The organism is Hydrogenoanaerobacterium sp. (assembly GCF_032017025.1).
GTDB lineage: Bacteria > Bacillota > Clostridia > Oscillospirales > Ruminococcaceae > Hydrogenoanaerobacterium.
Window position 1 is genome coordinate 1 of record NZ_DALZQO010000021.1, and the last position, 19,841, is coordinate 19,841.

Consider the following 19,841-nt stretch of genomic DNA (forward strand, 5'->3'; position numbering starts at 1 on the left):
GGCTGCTCTGGAGATTGACCGAGAGCTTGAACAGCTCCACCGGCACGATGGTAAACAGCGATACCGCCATAAAGCCTTTGATGGCGTTAAGGGCGGCGTCTTTTACGCTGCCCCTGCCGTGCTGGTATTCAATGCCGGTTTCAAAGGCCGACACCACCAGCCCTGTGCCATACAGCGCCCATGCCAGATAAGAAAAAAACAGGACGATGGACTGCACCCAGCTCATGGCGAACAGCTCCACGCCCATGTTGCCCATCTGTGCAAAGAAGTCGGCAAGAAATCCGACCACTTGTCCGTATGCCCATTCAATCATCTGATCCATGACATCCCCGAGGATAAAATCCCATATAAACACTGGTGTTGCACCTCCTTTCCTTTGCGTGGGTGTGAAACGCTATATCCCCAAAATCGTCCAGTCAATACTTGCATAAGGACGGTGAACGGATTTTAATTTTCAAACAAAGCCCCCCTTTTTCAAGAAATGGGAAATTATCATATTTTAGTTGACAATTACATTACAGCCGCATATAATATTCAGTAACCTCTTTGCACTGCATTACATTCTTTACTTGGAATGCGAGATCAACAGTACAAACTGAGCAGGCGATGAACCTTTTTTATAAGAGGTCATGGGGCCGGGCCACCCAACGAGTGGCAGCAGATTGCATAATGCGCACATCTGTGGGACAGTAGTATGTTCCATAGGTGTGCTATTTTTATACCCAAATGGAACAACGACCACGAAAATGGAGTGCCATAGAGCTATCAAACGACTGCCGAAAGGCTAAAACGGAGGTAACTTTTATGACAAGCAACAAACTGAACATGGCAGGCCTAGCCGCCGCCGAAGCAAAACGATTGCAGGAACAATATGGCAAAAATGAATTGACCTCACAGAAGAAAGAGAGCTTTCTAAGAAAAGTTCTGCACATTATCTGTGAGCCGATGTTTTTGCTGCTGATTGTTGCTGCAATCATCTATTTTATTCTGGGTGAACCCAGAGATGGTGCGATTATGCTCATTTTTGTAGTGGGCATTATCAGCATTGATGTCATCCAAGAATGGAAAACAGATAAAACCTTGAACGCTCTCAAGGATTTGTCTGCCCCACATGTCACAGTCATTCGTGACGGCAAGGAGCAGACAATTGCAAGCTGCGATCTTGTTCCTGGCGACTTAATGATGATTTATGAGGGAGTCAAAATTCCTGCTGATGGTATTGTGCTAAAATGTAATGACCTGTGCGTGGATGAGTCCTCCTTAACAGGCGAAGCAGAAGGTGTGTGGAAAATTCCAACCGAAAGTGCAGAGCCCATTTCTGACTATTGGCGGAAGGATTACTGTTATGCAGGAACTTTGGTCACACAAGGAACAGCAACAGTGCTGGTTGACAAAATCGGCGGAGCTACCGAATACGGTAAAATCGGTGCAAATGTTGCCGCAGCACCCGATGAGGATACTCCGCTTCAAAAGCAGACAGGCAGCCTTGTTAAGCTATGCGCTGGAATAGCGGCCGTTTTGTTTGCCCTTGTGGGTGTGTTCACTTGGTTTAACATACCAGACCATGGCTTTGGAGACCGACTCATTGAGAGTATTCTATCTGGTATTACCCTTGCGATGGCAATGATACCCGAGGAGTTTCCGGTGATTCTTACCGTGTTCCTTTCTATGGGTGCGTGGCGGCTTGCTAAGAAAAACTCACTTGTACGCAAGCTTCCGTCCGTTGAAACGCTGGGTGCTGTATCGGTACTTTGCGTAGACAAAACCGGTACCATCACTATGAACCAGATGACTGTGCAGGACACTTGGGCGGCTGATGGCGACACACATAACTTGTGTGAAGTGATGGGGCTTGGCTGCGAAACTGACGCCTATGACCCAATGGAAAAAGCAATGCTTAAACATTGTGATGGGCTTGGCATCTCCAAAGAACATCTCTTTGGCGGCGAACTAATTAGCGAATATGCTTTTACCAATGAACTGAAAATGATGGGACATATATGGAGAAGAAACGGCAGCATTGTTATTGCCGCAAAAGGTTCACCAGAGCGTATTTTGACCATCTGTGAGCTGACGGAGAACGACAAAGAAGTAGCGGAGCATAAAATTACCGAAATGTCGAAACAAGGCTTGCGAGTCATTGCGGTTGCCACTGCAAGCCCTCAGAGCGAATCGGAAATTCCAGCACAAATCATCGATTGTCGTTTGACGCTTTGCGGACTCATCGGGCTTGCAGATCCCCCACGTGAAAGCGTAAAAGCAGACATTGCGGTATGCAATAGGGCGGGTATTCGTGTTGTTATGATTACAGGCGACAACGGAATTACCGCATCCTCTATTGCAAAGAAAATTGGTATGCCAAACAGTGACCATATCATCACAGGCGATATGCTAAACGAAATGACTGACGTGGAACTGCGTGAAAGGGTTAAGGATGTCAGCATTTTCTCCCGTGTTATTCCTGAACATAAAATGCGCATTGTGAAAGCGTTTAAGGACAACGGCGAGATTGTTGCTATGACCGGTGACGGTGTTAATGATGCACCTGCTCTAAAATATGCAGACATCGGCATTGCAATGGGCAAGCGTGGCAGTGAGGTATCTCGTGAGGCCGCCGACCTTATTTTAATGGACGACAACTTTACCACCATTGTGGAAACAGTCAAGGATGGCAGGCGAATTTATGATAATATCCGCAAGGCAGTGGGCTATGTGTTCACCATTCACATCCCTATTGCATTTGCCTCCCTGCTTGCACCTATCCTCGGCATTGCGCCGACAGCACTGCTTTTGCTGCCGCTGCACGTTGTGCTTTTGGAGCTGCTGATTGACCCCACCTGCTCCATTGTGCTGGAGCGCCAGCCTGCCGAAACAGATATTATGGAACGAGAACCTCGTGACCCCAAGGAAAAGCTTTTGACTGCGCACATTCTGGCGAAAAGCGTGTTGCAGGGTCTTGTCATCTTTGCCGCATCCTTTGGTGCTTACTATGTGACGCTCTCCGGCAATGCAGACAATGCATCGGTTGCCCGCGCCATAGGGCTTTCCATTATTATGATTTCCAACTTATTCTTGGTGCAGGTGAACAGCTCTGATCATGACTTCGCCCTGCAATCTATCATTCGTCTTGCAAAAGACAAGGTAATGTGGGCTGTGAACTTCGGAACACTTGCGATGCTGGGCATTATCCTTTACTCTCCGCTGAATGCATTCTTGAAGCTGGCACCGCTGTCTGTACCCATGCTTTTGAAAGCCGTTGGGATTGCAGCAGTAGCCGTGTTCTGGTATGAGCTTGTGAAGCTTGTAAAAAAGCTGCTCAGAAGGTAAGCCTATGGGCTGGTATCAAGATATTGCTTTTCCAACGCTGATGCGATGGAATATTGGAAAAAATTCCATTTTGAAAAAGCGTACCGCACTGCTGAAACACGCATACGGCAACATTCTTGAAATAGGAATTGGGGAAGGCACCAACCTTCCCCTTTATCCTACTAATATTACACACATTGCTACTGTGGAGGCTTATCCTAGAAAGCTGAAGGATAGTGCCATCGAGGTTGCGTTATTTTCGGAAAGTGCCGCTGCACTTCATTTTGACGACAACACATTTGATACTGTGGTTTCAACCTTTTCCTTGTGCAGTGTGGATGATTTAGAACAGGTCTGCCGAGAGATTTACAGGGTTTTGAAGCCCGGCGGGGTTTTCTTGTTTTTAGAGCACGGGAGCGCCAGTTCTGCTTTTTTCAAAAAAGTGCAGCGTCTGTTCAACCCGCTTTACAACAAATACGCCTATGGCTGTAACATTACACGCACTTATCAAGATGGAATCTGCAACAGTGGCTTGCATATTGTGAATTTGCAGACGACCCACGCACCGATTTATCCAAGATTTCTGACAGGATATGTGTATTGTGGCATTGCAGAAAAACCTCTAACAGGAGAAAAATTATGATGAAACTGATATACAATTTAACCATGCACCGCAGCAAGCGCTATCTCATTAAAAAATATAGTAAAGAATTTTGGAAGAACTTCAAGGCAAATGCAGATAAGACCTTTGCAGAAATTTTGCCGCAGGTGCCTGACATCGGCAACAGTATTTTTTCTTTCAACTATGAGTTTGGCCCAAGCTATATTGCTTGGTATAAAAGCTTTTTGAAGCTGGGATTCACAGGGGAGGAAGCCATCCAAAACATTTGGATGATGAACGAAAAAATGGTAACCACGATACCACGACCTTTCTTGAAAGCGACTGGAAAAACTTATCTAAACGGCTTTCGCAAAAAGGCGGCCGCCCATGATGCTTTGCAGGAAAAAGGAAAACTGCATCCATACGACTGGAATATTACTTACCGTGAAATTAATCAGAACAGCTTTGAAATTGACATTGCAGAATGTGGGCTGAAAAAGCTTGCCCATCAGTTTGATGCAGATGGTTTGCTTCCCGGTATCTGCCGTATGGATTATCTTTTCTCCAATCTTATGGGCAATGGATTTGTTCGCAGCAAAACCCTTGGTGATGGTGATTCTTGCTGTAACTGCCATTATGATTTAGTGGGCGAATGTGAATGGGCACCTGAAAAAGGCTTTGCAGAAAGGAAGTGAGCCAATGCGTATTTTGATTTACGGCGCAGGCGTGATCGGAAGCATTTTTGCCGGCCGGCTTGTGGCAAGTGGGCAGGATATTACCGTGTTGGCGCGGGGCAAACGGCTTTCGGAGCTTTCCCAAAACGGTATAGTGCTATCGATGCCAGGCCAACGTACAGAGGAACAGATTCCTGTTAAAGTGATTGACCGCCTTGCACAAGATGACATCTATGACTATGTGCTGGTTGTTATGCAGCGCACGCAGGTGGCCAATGTGATGCCAGTTCTGACTGTGAATCGTTCCCGAAACATCGTGTTTGTTGTCAATACAGCGGCAGGCTACGAAGAATGGGTGCAGGCAGTCGGTGCAGATCGCTTAATGATAGGCTTTCCCTCCGCAGGCGGAGAACGTATGGACGGCAAGGTTGTATATTTCATAGGCAAAGGGCTGATGCGTACGTTTCAAACCACGACCTTTGGCGAATACAGCGGGCAAAAAACTCAGCGTGTCTGCGCGCTGATTGAGGCGTTTAATCACGCAGGCATTCCCTCAGTTTTCTGTGCGAATATGGATTCATGGCAAAAGACCCATGTTGCTATGGTAACGAGCATAGGCAATGCATTGTACCAGCATAACTGCAGCAATCGCGCTCTTTCTAAATCGTACAATGACATGGCGCGCATGGTGCGTGGCATCAAGGAAGGCTTTGCTGTGCTACGCGCACTGGGATATCGTGTTACCCCACGAAAGCTCTGGTATTTTAATCTCCCGACAGGCATGGTCGCGCTTGTCTTCAAAGTAATTATGGGCACACAGCTTGCGGAAATCACCATGGCAAAGCATTGCGTTGCCGCAAAAGCCGAGATGCGCTGCCTGCAAAGCGAATTTGACGCACTGATTGCCAAAAGCGGCATTTCCACCCCGGCTATTGATGCACTGCACCGATACTTATATCTGGAGGAAAACATCTATGAATAACAACATATTTTCAAAAACCCTTATACCGAATATTAAATCTACGCTGAACGAGAAATTCGGCGAACAGGGCAACGCAATTTTTACAATAGCCGAACAGGTTCTCTCCGCTGAGCTGAACACGGTGGATGACAGGGGCAACAAAATAATCGGCAAGCATATCTGGAATAATATTCTACCGGGATATGCTTGTTATAAGGCTCTGCTAAACGCCGGTGTTTCCAATACTCAGGCTATTGCTTTGGTAGAGCAGGAAATGTGCAAATCAGCAGAGCGTATGGCCAGTTTGTGCAGCAAACTCAGTAACAAGTCTTATGCTTATCCGCTGTTTCAAACGCTGTTCGGACTGGGCATGAAGTTTGGTTATCCAAAAGAGGGTTGGACGGTTGAACCACTTAAAAAAAGCAAGGAGCGCATTCGTTTTAATATGAACTCTTGTTTGTATTGTGAGGAACTTGAAAAACGCGGGGCTTTAGAACTGTACCCTGCTTTTTGCCAAACTGATCATACTACTTATGACCCACTTTCACCCGCAGTTGTGTTCAAGAGAGAAACCACGCTTGCCAAAGGTGGAAAGCAGTGCGATTTCTGTTTTGAACGTGGCAAATAAAGTAGTCGCAACGCATGAACATTTTCGTCCGTTCTAGCTCGGTAATATGCATTCTTCATGGCTTGATTTTGATTGATTTACAGATATTACTTATTAGCTATTTCACTACAGACCCAATATAGTCCAGAGTATCCTTGTCAAAGGCAGGTGAGCGAATTTTAGTTATCATATCATTTTTCTCCTTTTTCCTCTGTTCATATGGTGAACATGTTTTCTCTTCAAACCTCACCTTAGATCCTTTAATATCCATTTTCATTGACAGAAAATAAAAGATGTAGTATCATACAGTTTAGTTGATACTACATCTTTTTTATGCTGGAGGTGCTATTATGGATGCCACTAAACGGCAAATCACAAAGATTGCCCGTGAAGTCAATAAGTTTACTGCCCGTATGCTGAAGCTGGACGGTATTGGAACTGCGGAATATGATTTCATCCATGTGGTTCGCAAAAATCCCGGCATCACACAGGCTGCCATTCGGGAGATTCTCGCATTGGATAAAGGGGCCGCTGCCCGCCGTGCGGCCAATCTGGAGGCAAAGGGGTATCTTATCAGAAAGGCAAACCCTGCCGATGGCCGCAGCCAGCTGCTCTATGCCACTGAAAAGGCTGACCAATTAAAAAACTCCAAGGCTTCCGTTGAAGCTCTTTATTATGAATATTTGCAGGAAACATTGTCTCCTGAGGAAAATGCTGAGTTCTGTCGGCTGCTGAACATCCTTTACACGCGCTCCAAGGCAGAGAGCAAGGCAGACTTTCCAAACCTCATTCACCGCTTTTTAGAAGGGAGCGGAGGAAAATGAGCAGCACAAATCAAAATATCAAACAGGTTTCTCAGCCTGACCATATTCTGTCCTACTTCAAGATGGAACGTTGGTCGCTCACGCTGGTTACGATTTCAGGCATCCTTTACAATGTTGGAATGATTGCGGGGCCATATTTTGAAGGCCGTTTGGCACAGTGCCTGTTCGACATTATGGGTGGTCGTGAATCCTTTTCCGCCATGCTGTCACTGGCGGTGGTCTATCTGATTGTCATTTTAGCCGTGCAGGTCATGCGCTGCGTGAAGCGCTTCTATGTGCGCCGTTTTGCAAATAATACCAGCCGCAACATGCGTCATATGCTCTACAACAGCCTCGTGAACATGAGCCGGGATGAACTGGAGCGAGAAAGCATTGGAACGGTGATGACCAAAGCGGGATCGGATGTGGATGCCTGCGCGGAGGGCATGCGAAAGTTCACCACAGAGGTGTTTGATACCGGCGTGGTGCTGATTGCGTACCTTGCCATGCTGTTTTATTACGACTGGCGTCTGACGCTGATTTCCTGTGCCTTTACCCCTGTCGCTTATTTCATCGCAGGACGTTTGAAACACCGGGTAACGCAGTACAACGGGACATACAAAAAAAGCGCCGAACGGCTGAACGGTGCCACCATGGACAGAGTCTCCAATGCGGTTACCTATCGCATTTACAGCTGTGATAAAAACAGGGACCTAGCTTATGAGGGGTACCTGAGAGACTATGAAAAGTGCGCAGTGGCAGCAAATTTTTGGGAGAACACCATGCAGCCGCTCTACCACATCATTTCCATGTGCGGTGTGATATTTGTCTTGTATCTGGGCGGTAAAAATGTTACCGGTACTGGCTGGAGCAACTGGAATATCGCCGCTTTCACCACATTCCTGTCCTGCTTTGCCAAAATGGCGCTCAAGTCATCCAAGACTGCGAAGCTGTTTAATTCTGTTCAAAAGGCACAGGTTTCCTGGGCGAGAATCAAACCGCTTATGAAAGAGTATGTGGAGCAGTCTACTCTGTCCAATATGGATTTTTCTGCCGGGGCATCGATTAAAGTGCGGGATTTGTCTCTGCGCTGGGAAAACGGGCAGCAGGTGCTGCACGGGATTTCTTTTTCCGCACAGCCGGGACAAATCATCGGCGTGACGGGAGCAGTTGCCAGCGGAAAATCCATGCTGGGCAAGGCGCTGTTGGGGGAACTGCCCTACGAGGGCAGCATTGAGGTAGATGAGCGAGAACTGCGCACGCTGAGTTTATACGAGCGCAGCCGGCTGCTGTCCTATCTGGGGCATGAACCGGAGCTGATGACAGAGAGCATTGAAGAAAATATTCGTCTGGGTGAAAAAGGTGAAATAGCCCGCTGCCTGAAAACGGTGTGTCTGGCAGATGAAATTTGTAAAATGCCGCAGGGAGCGGCTACCTCCGTCGGCAGCGGTGGAATCCGTCTGTCGGGCGGTCAGCAGGCACGTCTTGCGCTGGCTCGCACCTGCTATCATGCACGGCAGATTTTGATTTTGGATGACCCCTTTTCCGCAGTGGACCAAAAAACCGAACGGGAGATTTTTGCAAATCTGCGTCTGCTGGCTGCAGACCGCATCGTTATTTTAATTTCCCACCGTTTACAGCTGTTTCCACAGTTGGATCATGTACTCTTTCTGGAGCATGGCACGAGCGTACTTTCCATCCATTCTGCGCTGATGCGGGGAAACAGCACCTATGAGACACTCTATCAGGCGCAGGCAATGGGAGGTGCAGGCCATGAAGAATAAGAACGGACTTGGCGTCGTTTTTCGGAAGACCGTCCGTCAAAACAGTGGGATGACCCTTCTCACCGGTATTCTGATCGCCGCCTGTGTGGCAGCCGCGCTGTTTCCTCCCCTTGTTCTGGAGCAGATGGTAAACCGGCTGACCGGACGGCAGGCCGTTTCTCTTGTGCTGCCCCTTGGTTACTTTGGGCTGCTGGCACTTTCTGATTTGCTGGAGTCAGGTCAGAGCGTGATGATTACGGTGTTCGGGCAAAAGATGACCCATAGTCTGCGCAGCGAGCTTTGCGCCAAACTGAAACGACTGCCGGCGGCTTATTTTACACAGCATGCCCCCGCCAAAATCACCTCTCGCTTTGTCAATGATGTGGATGTGGTGGATTCTCTCTTTACAAACGGCATTATCGGGATGGTTGCCGATGCGTTTAAGGTACTGAGCATTCTTATGGTCATCTTTTATAAAAGCACCGGGCTTGGAATCCTGATGCTTTTGGTGACTCCGGCGCTGTTCGCCATGACGCGTCTGTTTCAAAAGCGAATGCTCAAGGCGCAGCTTGCAAACCGTGTCGCCGTCAGCAAGGTAAACAATCATGTGCCTGAAACCATTCATAACATCCGCACGATTCATACCCTGTTTCGGCAAAAGTACATGGAAGAAAAGTATGATTCCTATATTGAGGAAAGCTACCGTGCCCTCGATAAGTCCAATCTGTATGATTCCATTTATTCTCCCATCGTCATTTTTGTCAGCTCCTGCGTGATTGCAGTGATGATGGTGTTCGCCGCTTTGGGCGGTGGAATGCAACAGTTTTTTGGAATTACCGTGGGTACGGCAGTTGCCATCATCGCCTATGTGGGCAAGGTGTTTGAGCCGCTTGAAAGCATCGGCATGGAGATCCAGAACATTCAGTCTGCTGTGGCAGGCGTAAAGCGAATCAACGAATTCCTGTCTGAAAGAGAGCGCACCGTACCGGAGGGCACCTCAAACAGGGCGTTTTCCGACGCAAACGGGGAATCAGCTATTAGCTTTGACAATGTGGAATTTGGATATGACGATAAAACGGTAGTCTTACAGGATATGAGTTTTTCTGTGCAGCAGGGCGAAGCAGTCACATTTATAGGCAGAACCGGTGCCGGAAAAAGCACGCTGTTCAAGTTGATTCTTGGCTTGTATGCTCCGCAAAAAGGGCAAATATTGATCAATGGCATTGATGCCGCCCAAATTTCAGATAAACGAAAAAGAAAGCTGTTCGGTTATGTGGAGCAGACCTTTCATTCAGTTGCCGGAACTGTGGCGGAGCAAATTTCTCTGTTTGATGATTCCATCGGTCAGAAACAGATTGAAGAAGCTGCAAAACTGGTAGGCCTGCATGAAAATATTATGGAACTGGACCAGAGGTACAACACGCCGGTGGAAAAGCTCACCTTCTCTCAAGGTCAGTTTCAGCTTCTCTCCATCGCAAGGGCAATTGCGTCACAGCCTAAAATTTTACTGCTGGACGAAATCACTGCAAATCTGGACAGTGAAACTGAGTTGCGGGTGCTGCAGGGCCTGGAACGGGCGTGTAAGGGGCGGACCGTATTGTCTATCTCCCATCGTCTGAATGAGAGCACGCACAGTTCTCGCTTGATTCAAATTGGTGAATAACAAAATGTGAAGCCCTGAGATTCATCCTGAGAGGATAATAACTATGGATTTGAAAAAAAGAGCACGACAGTTGAAAACCGATATCCCAGCGGTATTTCTGTGCATGAAGGACAAAAACACTCCTGCCATTGCAAAAGTGTTGGCTGGTGTAACCGTCGCCTATGCCTTATCACCGGTTGATCTGATACCGGATTTTATTCCCGTGCTGGGGTATCTTGACGATGTCATTTTGCTTCCCTTTCTGATCGCGCTTACCATTCGTTTTATCCCGCAAGAGCTATTTGAACATTATCGGGAAGAAGCAACGGGCCAATGGGCAAGCGGGAAGCCGAAAAAGTGGTACTATGCTCTCCCGATTGTGGCCATCTGGCTTCTTGTTTTATGGCTGATTATAAGAGCATTTCTGTTTTAACTTTGCAGCTATCACAAGAAACTGGAAATAATAAATTGCAGCGCCTGCATTTTTTCTTAGATGCAGACAAGTTGATAATGTTATATTGCATATAACCTGCAATAGGCTGAAAGTATAGGCAATCTCACCAGTTAGGATGAGATTGCCCATCTTCTATTTCACCATCACATTCCGAGAATTGTCCAAATGTAGGCAGGGGCAGTTAGGGTGAACACCAGACAGGCGAACAAAATTGCAGGCGCAGCCCACTCAAATTGCCCACTTTTTCGATAATCAAAATACGCCATCCCGATTTTGGCGAAGAAAAACACCGCCAAAATGAGGTCGATTGCTGGGAATACCACCTTGTTTACCACTGTCTTAATCTGCCCTGACGCATCATTCCATGTGCCCTCAATTGCTCCCGCCACGTCGCCTCCCGCCGCAAAAGCTGGGGTTGCGCACAGCAGCGTTACCATGAGGACAAGGAGCAATGCGAGGGCAATTTTCTTATACTTTGTCATGTTGACCTCCTTGAATTGTGACAAGGCTGCGGAATTGCTCCCGCAGCCTTGTCTTTTTTCTGTATTTTACTTTGGTTTCTTTGCGGCAACGTGCCAGTCATCCCAAAGTGAACCGCGGATGGTTACGCTGTCACTGAGGTTCATGGACAGCATTCCGCTGGGAGTCCACGCATCTATCAGCCATGTGTTTACGGTATAGCTGCCGTCCGGCATCCAGATCGGGGTGAAATGGGTGCGGTTTTTATAGGTGGAGTAATGGTTCTTTTGAAACTCAAATCGCCCTGATCCCATGCGCTCCAGCAGCCGCCAATAGGTTTCATACCGAAATTCGGGAAAGTAGCTGACCGCATTTTGCGGCTGGGTAACCGCCGAGCTTTGGTTGCTGCTGGCATTGCCGGTTACCGTTTGGTTGATGCCATAGCCGCTTTTCATAGTACGGCCGCTGGCGGTTGGATTTTTGCCATCACATTTGATGCTCATGGAAGCTGAAAGGCTGGCACTGTAACGGTTTAGGTCGTATTCCCACCACCCGTGATCACACCAATATCCATCCTCATCATCACCATGCCACACCCAATACTCTTGCCACCATGGTCGCCAAACACTCCAACTTGCGGAGCTTTTCACCGCTCTGGATGGAACGGCGGAGGATTGGAAGCTGTCATTGCGGTCATCGGCTACGGGGTTTGGCGGTGGGTTTTGATCAAGGTCAATAATTTTGCAGTTGATGGTGGTTTTGTCCGTTCCACCGGGGCCGCTCACCGATACTTGTATGGTCATATCCTGCGGGGTATCCGGCGTTGTCCATCGCACCCATGCAAGCTGACTGTCGCCGCTTGGGTAGTAGACGTTACCCACGTTATAGCTTTTTCCACCAATGTGAAAGCTGACGCGGGTTGGGTTATCGGGGTCTGACTGACCGCCGCTGACGGTGATTGCCGTAATAACCTCGGTGTTGACACGGTATTCGTAGTCGTAGCTGCTGATGTTGGGCGGCTCCGGTTTATCCTTGAAGCGAACGATGCCAAGACCGAGACTGGACTTAATATCCGCATTGGAGGCGGCACTGGTCTTACTGCCGCCCCATGCGGGGTAGCCGAGATCGCCCACCTCCAAGAACATGGCAAGCGGTAGGTTTTTGTGGGTGAGGGATTGCATTCTCTTGCGGAGCAAGCCGCTGGTCTGCTCGTCATAGAGTGCGGCCTCTGTGGCTGTGGTGGCAAACATATTGCCCTCAAATTTGTAGTACGCGAGGGGCTCTAACAGGATTTTATACTCTCCGCCAATCAGCACATCGTAACTCATGCCGGTGACTTCCGCAATTCGCTTGACCACATATTCGGAGCAAAAGTATTTTTTAATGGCAGGAATGTTGTTGCTACCATTGGTGCTGATAATTTTGGGCATGGTCTGACCAGGGTTTTTAAACACATATCCGCCTTGGGCAGGCTTTAGCATCACGCCATTGCCATATTGCAGCTTACTCACTTTACCAAAATGATAGATATTGGCGGAGGGGGTCTTGTTGGTAAAATCAAAGGGCGTGGTTACCTGTGCATGGTCGCTGGCGCGCACCACGGTTACCCGCACGCCTTCGTTGCCCGGCGTCCATGAGTTGGTGGCGGTGCCTCCGCCCATACCGCCGCCGCCACCTTCAATGTTGCCACTGCCCCCGGTGTCTGCAAAAGCTGTAATCGGCGCGGCTAAACACAGAACAAGCAGCAGACTGGTTATGCTTCTAAGCAGTTTTTTCATTGCGTTTTCCTTTCCGCAGGCATGAAAAAAACACGGCCTTTTAAGCCATGCTTTCCTCTGCGCCGCTTTATTTAGTCCATCGTACCCACTTGCTTATTGATATCGCCGTCGCCGTCCACATATTCGCCGTGGTTTTCGCCTAAGTTTGGTACATTATCGAAGCCGGGGATGCTGTTGCCGCCGCTGGGCTTGGGCGTGCTGGGTGTAGTATCCTTTGGTTGCTCCACCTTATCGTGGTCGACCGGCTTATCCTGAGGGGTGACTTCATCACCATTGGGTTTTTTCGTAGCATCCTTGAGCTGTTCCTCGGTGTATTCCGGCTTCACAGGATTGGCTTGGATGTTCTGGTCGGTGCCGCTGGAAACTGCGCCATTGTCGGTGGGCTGGCTGGAGGCGGGAATCTCCGGCGGGGTGACCACCACATCTTTCCCATTTTCTGCCTCAGGCGGCGCTACCGTCACATCGCTGACCGGGGAGCTGGGGCTTGGCAGCGGAGCGTCCACCGGCTTCTCCGTTTTAAACTGTGCGACGATCAGCACCACCAGCACCGCACAGACCGCGAGGCAGCCGGTTACTGTAAGCCATTTCTTTGTTTTGTCATTCATATTTTTCATAAGGTGTCCTCCTAAAAATTTGATAAGTTTCGTCAAGCCACACCCTACCACGAAGCCTTTGGGAAGTCTATCATTATGATAGAAAACTTTTTGAAAATTTGCAAGTGGCAGAGGATTTTGCTCAAAACCTTGGGGTATATCCGGCGCTGGTTTTCACCTTGATAAGCATGGGCGGGAGCAGCTTGCTACCAAAGGACACGGGAACCTCCAGCATAATGGTGCTGTCCACCTCGAACCGAGCAGAGTTTTGATCTCCGGAAGCGAAGGGAGCGTTGCGGATATCTACAGAAAGCCCCCATGTCCGAAATTCCAGCTTGCCCTCGGACGTGCGCTTTTCATGGTAGCCTCCGCTGTAAGCAAGGCCGAGAAAGGCATCCAGCCGGTCATAGATATCGCCGTAGTCGAGGCTTTCCTCAAAATCCTCCGCAATGGGCTGGTATGCTCCTGAATATCCCTCCCGCACACCGTGGTACACATCGTCATAATTGTCGTTGACTACGGAAATAACGGTGGTCTGCACCGCGTCCCGAACACCCTGTGCCACAATCAGCAGTCGAAAATATTCCGAAATGCCAGTGAAGAGAATAACCAGCGACAGGGTGATGGCAATGATGAGCGGAAAGGCGGAACCACGTTTGTCTGTTAGGATTTGTCTGATTCTGTCCATCATTTCCAGTACACCTCGCTCTTTCCCGCCGCATCCGAGCGCAGCGTAATGGGGAAAGAGCCGAACCCGGCAAACAGGCCGATGTTGGTCTGGTAGGTTACCGTCACCGTGACTTCCTCATTAAGCTGGATTCTGCCGCTTCTCGACCATGTCACGCTTGGCTGCAAGCCTGTTTTATCTCGGAGCGCCTGCTCACGTCTGCTGGTTTCGCTGCCCACGCAACCGGCAAGCTCCGCTTCTCGAACCAGCTCCACGGCAAAGGTGTCAATCTGCTGCTTTTGGATATAGACGGGGAACACTTTTACCGCAAGGGCAATGACCAGCATGGCGCAAAGCACCAGTACCGCGATGTCAATATAGCCCTCGCCGCGTTTGTCTTTTAGAATTTTCTTTAGCACATGGTCACCCCCCTCCTAAAACATCCCACCAAGGGAATTGATGATTTCATAGACGATAATTGCCATATAGGTCATGAGAAAGCACATGAGCATGGCAAAGGAAAATACCCGGATTTTCGGAGGTATCTTCATGGCCCGTGCCTTGAGCCGCTGTAATTCCAGCTGCTTCATGTCGTGAGCCAGCATCTGAAAATACACCGCGCTGTCGTCGCCGCGCAGCACGCCAATCAGCCCTCTGGTGATATCCGAGAGCATGGGCGAATTGAACCTTGCCTCAAATCTGGTCAGTGCCGCCTCATAGGAGCTTGACCGCATATCGGCGGTCAGCACATCCAGCTCTGCGGCAAAATCCTCACCGGCGCCTTTTTTGAAGTTTTCCAGCATGGACAGCACATCCCGACTGGCTTTCAGCTCTTGGGTGATGGTCGCCACAAAGCGGGGCAGCTCCAGTTCAATCTTGCTGCGCTTTGCGCCCAGCGCCTCATCCGCCTTGCGGATTTCTTTGAAATAGACCAAAACGGCAAGAAACAGCATTATGGGTGCCAGAAGCGGCAGCACGATGATGCAGGGAATGACGCATAGCGCGATGCTGCCCGATTTGACCAGTGCCATGGCCGTGAACAGCTCCGGCGTGTCGGACAGCCCCGCCGCGGACAGTACATTTGCCATGCGGCTTTTCTTGTACGCATCCATGCGGATATAGCGGGAGAGCCAAACGGCGGCGTTTTTCAACAGTGCTTCTGTGGTTTTGGGCTTTGCCTTGGCCTGCTTGCCCGCCACCATCATTGCCTTTTGGGTGGCGATGGTGGGCAGGCACAGGATGTCGGCGAGAATAAAAAAGAGCCCAGCCGCAAGGAGGACTCCGAACAGAGTAATAAAAAATGTCATGCTCGTTACCTCCTATATTCGATGGGCTGTGTCAGTTTAATGACAAATGCCGTAGAGACAAAAATCACAGTGGCGCAGATGGCAAGAATAATCTGCCCCATGGGGGTGTGCATGAGTGTGTGGTACCAGTCTTTGTTTAGGAAATACAGCAGCGGGATATTGCCTACCACCAAAAGCTGCATCATGATAAACTCTTTTCTCGGCTCAAACACCATGTTTTCCAGCTCGCCATTGACCACGCGCATATCCGAGAGCTTGCTCACGATGGGCGTGAGGGTGGTCTTGAGACTTCTATCCTGCTGGCAGGAAATCAGGGCATCGCACCACTCCCTAAACACCGCATTGTCGATGCGGTCTTTCAAATCGTGGAGCGCCGCTGTGATGTCGGGGTTGACCAAGCGGACGCGAGATACAAAGCTGCTGAACACGGACAGCACCGGCGGATTTAAATAGGCGATGTTTTCCTCCACCGCCGTTAGAATATCCTCGTTGCGGAGGTAGGCTGTGGTGATGATACTAAGCGCTGTTTCCAGCTCTGCCGCAATGTCGCGTTTGAAGTGGCTTTGGGTCAGCTTTACATACCAAAACGGCAGGAACATACAACCCACCGCCATGACAGGAACGAGAAAAAAGTTGGAGAGCACAATAGCGACGGATACGCCCCCGCAGAAAAACAGCAGCGACAGGGCGCAGAGCATAGGAAAGCGCCCGGATCTGCCAGTGACCTTGAGAATGGACTGCACCTCGGCAATCTCTCTACGCAGATAGGAGGGCTTTTTCCTGCGAGTGACCTCGTTTATCTCGTCCCGCAGGGATTTAGGCTTGTCTGCCAGCTTTCCGAACACCGAGCCGGTAAACTCTATGGGAGAGAGCCCAAGGAGGATAAAAAATCCAGTGATGAAGCCGATGCAGGCAATCAGAAGTATGGTTGTCATGCCACATCCTCCTTTCCTTGGAGCTTGCCGATGATGGCCTGGGGCATACCGTTCTCCAGCAGCCGCTTGGCAAGACTGTCCGAGATGGCGTTCATTTGGCAGTGGTGGCCCTCAATGACGAAACCGCCATTTTCCATGCGGTTTTCCGTGATGACATACTGGAACAGCGGGCGAAAATTTCTGGTGCCGTCTGGCAAAATATCGCATTCCATAATCTCCATCATGCGGCGCTGCTTATTTTCAAGCTGCTTGCAGAACACCACAATTGGGTACGCCTCAGTGACATAGTCCATCAGCGTTTGGTCGGACATATCCACCGCACGTTTGCACAGAGAAACCATGCGTCGGTAGGTGGCTTCGCAGGAATTGGAGTGGATGGTGGTCACCACAGAAACGCCGGTACGGGCGGCCTCCTGCGCCGCGTTTGCCTCCGCACCGCGCATCTCTCCCACAACGATAATATCGGGGTTAAAGCGCAGGGCATAATCCAGTAGATTGGTCTGGTCAATGCGCTGGCGGTCGTTGTCGCTGTCGCGGGTTAAGGTGTGGATCACCGAGTTTACCACCTTGCCGTCCTGCTCCCGCACCAGCGCCAGCTCACGGCTGCCGTTTTCGATGGTATAGATGCGTTTGTTGTCAGGGATGGTGGTGAGTATCCAGCCCGCCACAGTGGTTTTGCCGGAGGAGGTTGCCCCCGCAACGCAGACGGAAATGCCATAGCGAACACATTGTGACAGGAAGTCCAGCATTTCCTCCGTTGCCGTGCCGCTTCTTACAAAATCCTCTTTTTTCATGGATTGTGGGTTCACGATACGGATGGAGGCGGCAATGCCCACATCCTCGTCAACGATGGGACTTTTGAGTACGGCAATACGGATGTTTTTGCTGAGATGCCCCAGTACGATGGGGCTGGCGTTATCCAGCACCATGCCGCTGATGTGCAGCATACGGCGGATGACGTTGACAGCATGGTCGGGGCTTTCAAAGTGCTCATCCAGCTTGACATTTCTGCCATCGGAATACTGCACCTCAATATCCCGCCATGAGTTGATGTCGATTTCCTCGATGCCGGTGCCAAAAATATATTTGGTTAAAAATCCGAACTCGGCCATTTCGGTGTAGATAGCGTCCACCAGCGCGTCGCCGCTCATGCCCTGCACCGCAATGCGCTTATCTTGGATATACTTGGTGATATAGCGCTTCATTTGCGCTTTGGAATCCTCGTTGGTGCCGGTGATGAGGGTGCTGTAATTTGCGGAGATATATTCCTGCACATCGGTCAGCACCGAGGAAAAGTCCTTGCCCTCGGTTTCTGGGGTGAAGAACAGGGAATGCGCTCGAACTGCTCCGCCTAAGGTAACGCTTTGTTGATTTAAATAGACGGAATCCTCATCTTGTTTACCTTGAAACTGCGGCGGCGCAGGGCTTTTCGCCTCACCAGAGAGGGGCTTTAGGGCTGTAATCTCTGGGGTTTCATTGACTTGCACGACCTCTGGCTCGGCTGTGTGGAACACGGATGTGCTTATTTTCTTGCCTAACATCCAAACACCTCCTTGCTGATTTTTTCAATTTCTTTGCGGAAGGGGCGGCTGTCCTTTAGGGACAAATCCGCCAAAAGATTCCCCGCCAGATACTGCACCTCCAGCTCCTGGGAATGGGGCAGCGTAAACGAAACCGAGCCCAGCGCCTGCCCGATCTGCTCCACTGCCTGCTGGGGACGCACATTGCTGGCAATTTTGTACTGCTTATCCGCGTCCCATTTGCTATCCCGCAACAGAGGGAGCTGACTGGAGAGGTAGCTCACCGACTTCAAATCGGCATTGGCAAGGCGCAGGACGCTGTCAGCCTCCATAAGCGCCACCGCCGATAGAATATCGTTTGCAATGTAGCTGCCGCAGTCCACCACCACAAAGGGAGCCGCCTCACGCACTTCGTGGAGCAGCTCCCTTGCCTGTATTTCGGAATATGGCGGATAGGTGTACTCGTTCTCACCCTTTTTCATGCCGAGGATGGTGAGGTAGCTGTTTTTCTTTAGTGTCACCAGATTGTGCTTTACCAGCGGCTGGGTGACATGGGTGGCGGCAAGCACACTGCCCAGCGAGTGTTCGCTTTCCAGCTCCGAGGGTAGGCAGATGCAGGGCAGCATGGGCGCAGTCATATCGCAGAGTAGTAGCACCACATTCTGTTTTTGGCCTGCAAGGTGCTTGGCAATTTTAACAGCGGTCACGGTTTTACCGCTGCCGGGAGAGCCCCAAACAGCCAGCACGCCGCCTTGGACTTCCTGCTCCTGGGGCGTGTCCTCCGTAGGTACAGTATGGGAAAAGATGCTTTTCTTTTTGAAGTTCATTACTGTGCCTCGCTTTCTGCAGGCTGCTGGGATGCAGGCGTCTGGGGCTGCTCCGGTTGGGCTTCCTCCTGCTTTGTAGGATAAAGGGCCGCGATTACCTTCTCCTGCGCGGCAATAAACTTGGCGGTGTTTTCGGGTGCGCCGCGATAGACGAGGGACAGATGGAGCTTGCCCTCCGCCTCCAGCGCGGCAAGGGCGCAGCTCTGTTCGGGGGAAACCATCAACGTGACCGTGGAGGGCAGTTCTTTTTCATCCTCCACCGCAGGAGCCTCTCCGGTGTTGGCATCGTAGCCGGAGCTGGCGGTGACACTGATGACCTCTACATACTTCAGTTCGGGCGGAATCACGGTTGTGCCTTGCTTTTTGTAGTCGGGGGCAATGACGCTGACGATGTCCCCACTCTGGATTTTGCCCGACAGGCCGTAGGCAAAGCTCTTAATGGTGATGGACATGGCCTGTTTGCTGCCGTCCAGATTGTAAAGGTAGGCATTCTCGGCGGCGGGGGTGTCGGACAGCTTGGGCGCAAGAATATAATCGCCCACGGATAAATCGGCGGCGGCATACTTGCCCACCACGGTGTCTGTCTGGCGGATGACGTTTTCGGGCAGACCGAAGCCGCCCACCTCCACCAGCTGCACCATGTCCTTGGTGATTTCATCGCCTGCCTTGATCTCCTTGGCGACGCGGACGATTTCTGTTTTCTGGCTGACTGTTTTGTTAAAGAGCGGCGTGATGCCAAAGCAGATGAGCAGGGATAATAGAATACAGATTGCACCCACAACGGTGCGGTTTTTGAAAATGCTCATTAAAAAATACCTCCAATTTTCATGTAATATGCGGTGAGAAGCCCAATTGACAAAAGCGGTATAAAGGGTACGGCAACACGCAGGGAAAGCGAAGCCTCTGATTTTCTGTGCCGTTGCACAGCGGCGGCCGCAGGCCAG

General features: G+C 50.1%; 20 protein-coding genes and 1 riboswitch. Of the genes, 9 read left to right on the forward strand and 11 right to left on the reverse strand.

Annotation, left to right across the window (positions count from 1 at the left end; genetic code table 11):
* The coding region (locus RTV33_RS11865; protein ID WP_312644507.1) for a conjugal transfer protein TrbL family protein at nt 1-355 on the reverse strand (355 nt) is incomplete at its 3' end.
* A gap of 230 nt (nt 356-585) precedes the next feature.
* Nucleotides 586-692: riboswitch (NiCo riboswitch) on the forward strand.
* Nucleotides 693-804: 112 nt separating this feature from the next.
* On the opposite strand from RTV33_RS11865, the gene RTV33_RS11870 reads away from it, so the two are divergent.
* From RTV33_RS11870 to RTV33_RS11910, 9 genes are all read left to right on the forward strand, one after another.
* The gene (locus RTV33_RS11870) at nt 805-3,327 is read left to right on the forward strand and encodes a cation-translocating P-type ATPase (protein WP_312644509.1); all 2,523 of its coding nucleotides are present in this window, start codon (nt 805-807) and stop codon (nt 3,325-3,327) included.
* A gap of 4 nt (nt 3,328-3,331) precedes the next feature.
* Nucleotides 3,332-3,949 (forward strand): class I SAM-dependent methyltransferase, encoded by a 618-nt coding sequence (locus tag RTV33_RS11875; protein ID WP_312611700.1) that lies wholly within the window; start codon nt 3,332-3,334, stop codon nt 3,947-3,949.
* Complete coding sequence (locus tag RTV33_RS11880) at nt 3,946-4,602, forward strand: L-2-amino-thiazoline-4-carboxylic acid hydrolase (RefSeq protein ID WP_312644511.1); 657 nt, start codon at nt 3,946-3,948, stop codon at nt 4,600-4,602. Before RTV33_RS11875 ends, RTV33_RS11880 begins: the two co-directional genes overlap by 4 nt.
* Before the next feature lie 4 nt (nt 4,603-4,606).
* Entirely contained in the window at nt 4,607-5,563 is a 957-nt protein-coding gene (locus RTV33_RS11885; RefSeq protein ID WP_312611697.1) for a 2-dehydropantoate 2-reductase N-terminal domain-containing protein, read from the forward strand.
* Nucleotides 5,556-6,170: an L-2-amino-thiazoline-4-carboxylic acid hydrolase gene (locus RTV33_RS11890; RefSeq protein ID WP_312611695.1), complete on the forward strand. Its 615-nt coding sequence runs from the start codon at nt 5,556-5,558 to the stop codon at nt 6,168-6,170. The genes RTV33_RS11885 and RTV33_RS11890 overlap by 8 nt, the downstream gene beginning before the upstream one ends.
* Nucleotides 6,171-6,499: 329 nt before the next feature.
* Nucleotides 6,500-6,973 carry a MarR family winged helix-turn-helix transcriptional regulator gene (locus RTV33_RS11895; protein ID WP_230398908.1) on the forward strand — a complete coding sequence of 158 codons (474 nt, stop codon included), beginning with the start codon at nt 6,500-6,502 and terminating at the stop codon, nt 6,971-6,973.
* Complete coding sequence (locus tag RTV33_RS11900) at nt 6,970-8,736, forward strand: ABC transporter ATP-binding protein (protein ID WP_312644514.1); 1,767 nt, start codon at nt 6,970-6,972, stop codon at nt 8,734-8,736. The genes RTV33_RS11895 and RTV33_RS11900 overlap by 4 nt, the downstream gene beginning before the upstream one ends.
* A complete protein-coding gene (locus RTV33_RS11905) occupies nt 8,726-10,378 on the forward strand; it encodes an ABC transporter ATP-binding protein (RefSeq protein WP_312612005.1) in 1,653 nt (550 codons plus the stop codon). The genes RTV33_RS11900 and RTV33_RS11905 overlap by 11 nt, the downstream gene beginning before the upstream one ends.
* Before the next feature lie 43 nt (nt 10,379-10,421).
* Nucleotides 10,422-10,790, forward strand: coding sequence for a YkvA family protein (locus RTV33_RS11910; protein ID WP_312611692.1), 369 nt, complete (start codon nt 10,422-10,424; stop codon nt 10,788-10,790).
* Nucleotides 10,791-10,954: 164 nt separating this feature from the next.
* Here the strand turns inward: RTV33_RS11910 and RTV33_RS11915 are convergent, their stop codons facing one another.
* From RTV33_RS11915 to cpaB, 10 genes are all read right to left on the reverse strand, one after another.
* Nucleotides 10,955-11,293: a DUF3852 domain-containing protein gene (locus RTV33_RS11915; RefSeq protein WP_312644516.1), complete on the reverse strand. Its 339-nt coding sequence runs from the start codon at nt 11,291-11,293 to the stop codon at nt 10,955-10,957.
* A 66-nt stretch (nt 11,294-11,359) separates the two neighbouring features.
* A complete protein-coding gene (locus tag RTV33_RS11920) occupies nt 11,360-13,048 on the reverse strand; it encodes a hypothetical protein (RefSeq protein WP_312644518.1) in 1,689 nt (562 codons plus the stop codon).
* Nucleotides 13,049-13,119: 71 nt separating this feature from the next.
* Nucleotides 13,120-13,662: a DUF6550 family protein gene (locus RTV33_RS11925; protein ID WP_312644520.1), complete on the reverse strand. Its 543-nt coding sequence runs from the start codon at nt 13,660-13,662 to the stop codon at nt 13,120-13,122.
* Between the two features lie 121 nt (nt 13,663-13,783).
* Entirely contained in the window at nt 13,784-14,332 is a 549-nt protein-coding gene (locus tag RTV33_RS11930; protein ID WP_396327440.1) for a hypothetical protein, read from the reverse strand.
* Nucleotides 14,329-14,727 (reverse strand): DUF4320 family protein, encoded by a 399-nt coding sequence (locus RTV33_RS11935; RefSeq protein WP_312644522.1) that lies wholly within the window; start codon nt 14,725-14,727, stop codon nt 14,329-14,331. Before RTV33_RS11935 ends, RTV33_RS11930 begins: the two co-directional genes overlap by 4 nt.
* A gap of 15 nt (nt 14,728-14,742) precedes the next feature.
* Complete coding sequence (locus tag RTV33_RS11940; protein WP_312644524.1) at nt 14,743-15,615, reverse strand: secretion protein F; 873 nt, start codon at nt 15,613-15,615, stop codon at nt 14,743-14,745.
* A 5-nt stretch (nt 15,616-15,620) separates the two neighbouring features.
* Nucleotides 15,621-16,550 carry a hypothetical protein gene (locus RTV33_RS11945; protein ID WP_312644526.1) on the reverse strand — a complete coding sequence of 310 codons (930 nt, stop codon included), beginning with the start codon at nt 16,548-16,550 and terminating at the stop codon, nt 15,621-15,623.
* The gene (locus RTV33_RS11950; protein WP_312644528.1) at nt 16,547-18,091 is read right to left on the reverse strand and encodes a CpaF/VirB11 family protein; all 1,545 of its coding nucleotides are present in this window, start codon (nt 18,089-18,091) and stop codon (nt 16,547-16,549) included. Before RTV33_RS11950 ends, RTV33_RS11945 begins: the two co-directional genes overlap by 4 nt.
* A complete protein-coding gene (locus RTV33_RS11955; protein WP_312644530.1) occupies nt 18,085-18,897 on the reverse strand; it encodes a ParA family protein in 813 nt (270 codons plus the stop codon). The genes RTV33_RS11950 and RTV33_RS11955 overlap by 7 nt, the downstream gene beginning before the upstream one ends.
* On the reverse strand, nt 18,897-19,703 hold the full coding sequence (gene cpaB, locus RTV33_RS11960; protein ID WP_312644532.1) for a Flp pilus assembly protein CpaB: 807 nt from the start codon (nt 19,701-19,703) through the stop codon (nt 18,897-18,899). Before cpaB ends, RTV33_RS11955 begins: the two co-directional genes overlap by 1 nt.
* Nucleotides 19,704-19,841 lie beyond the last annotated feature (138 nt).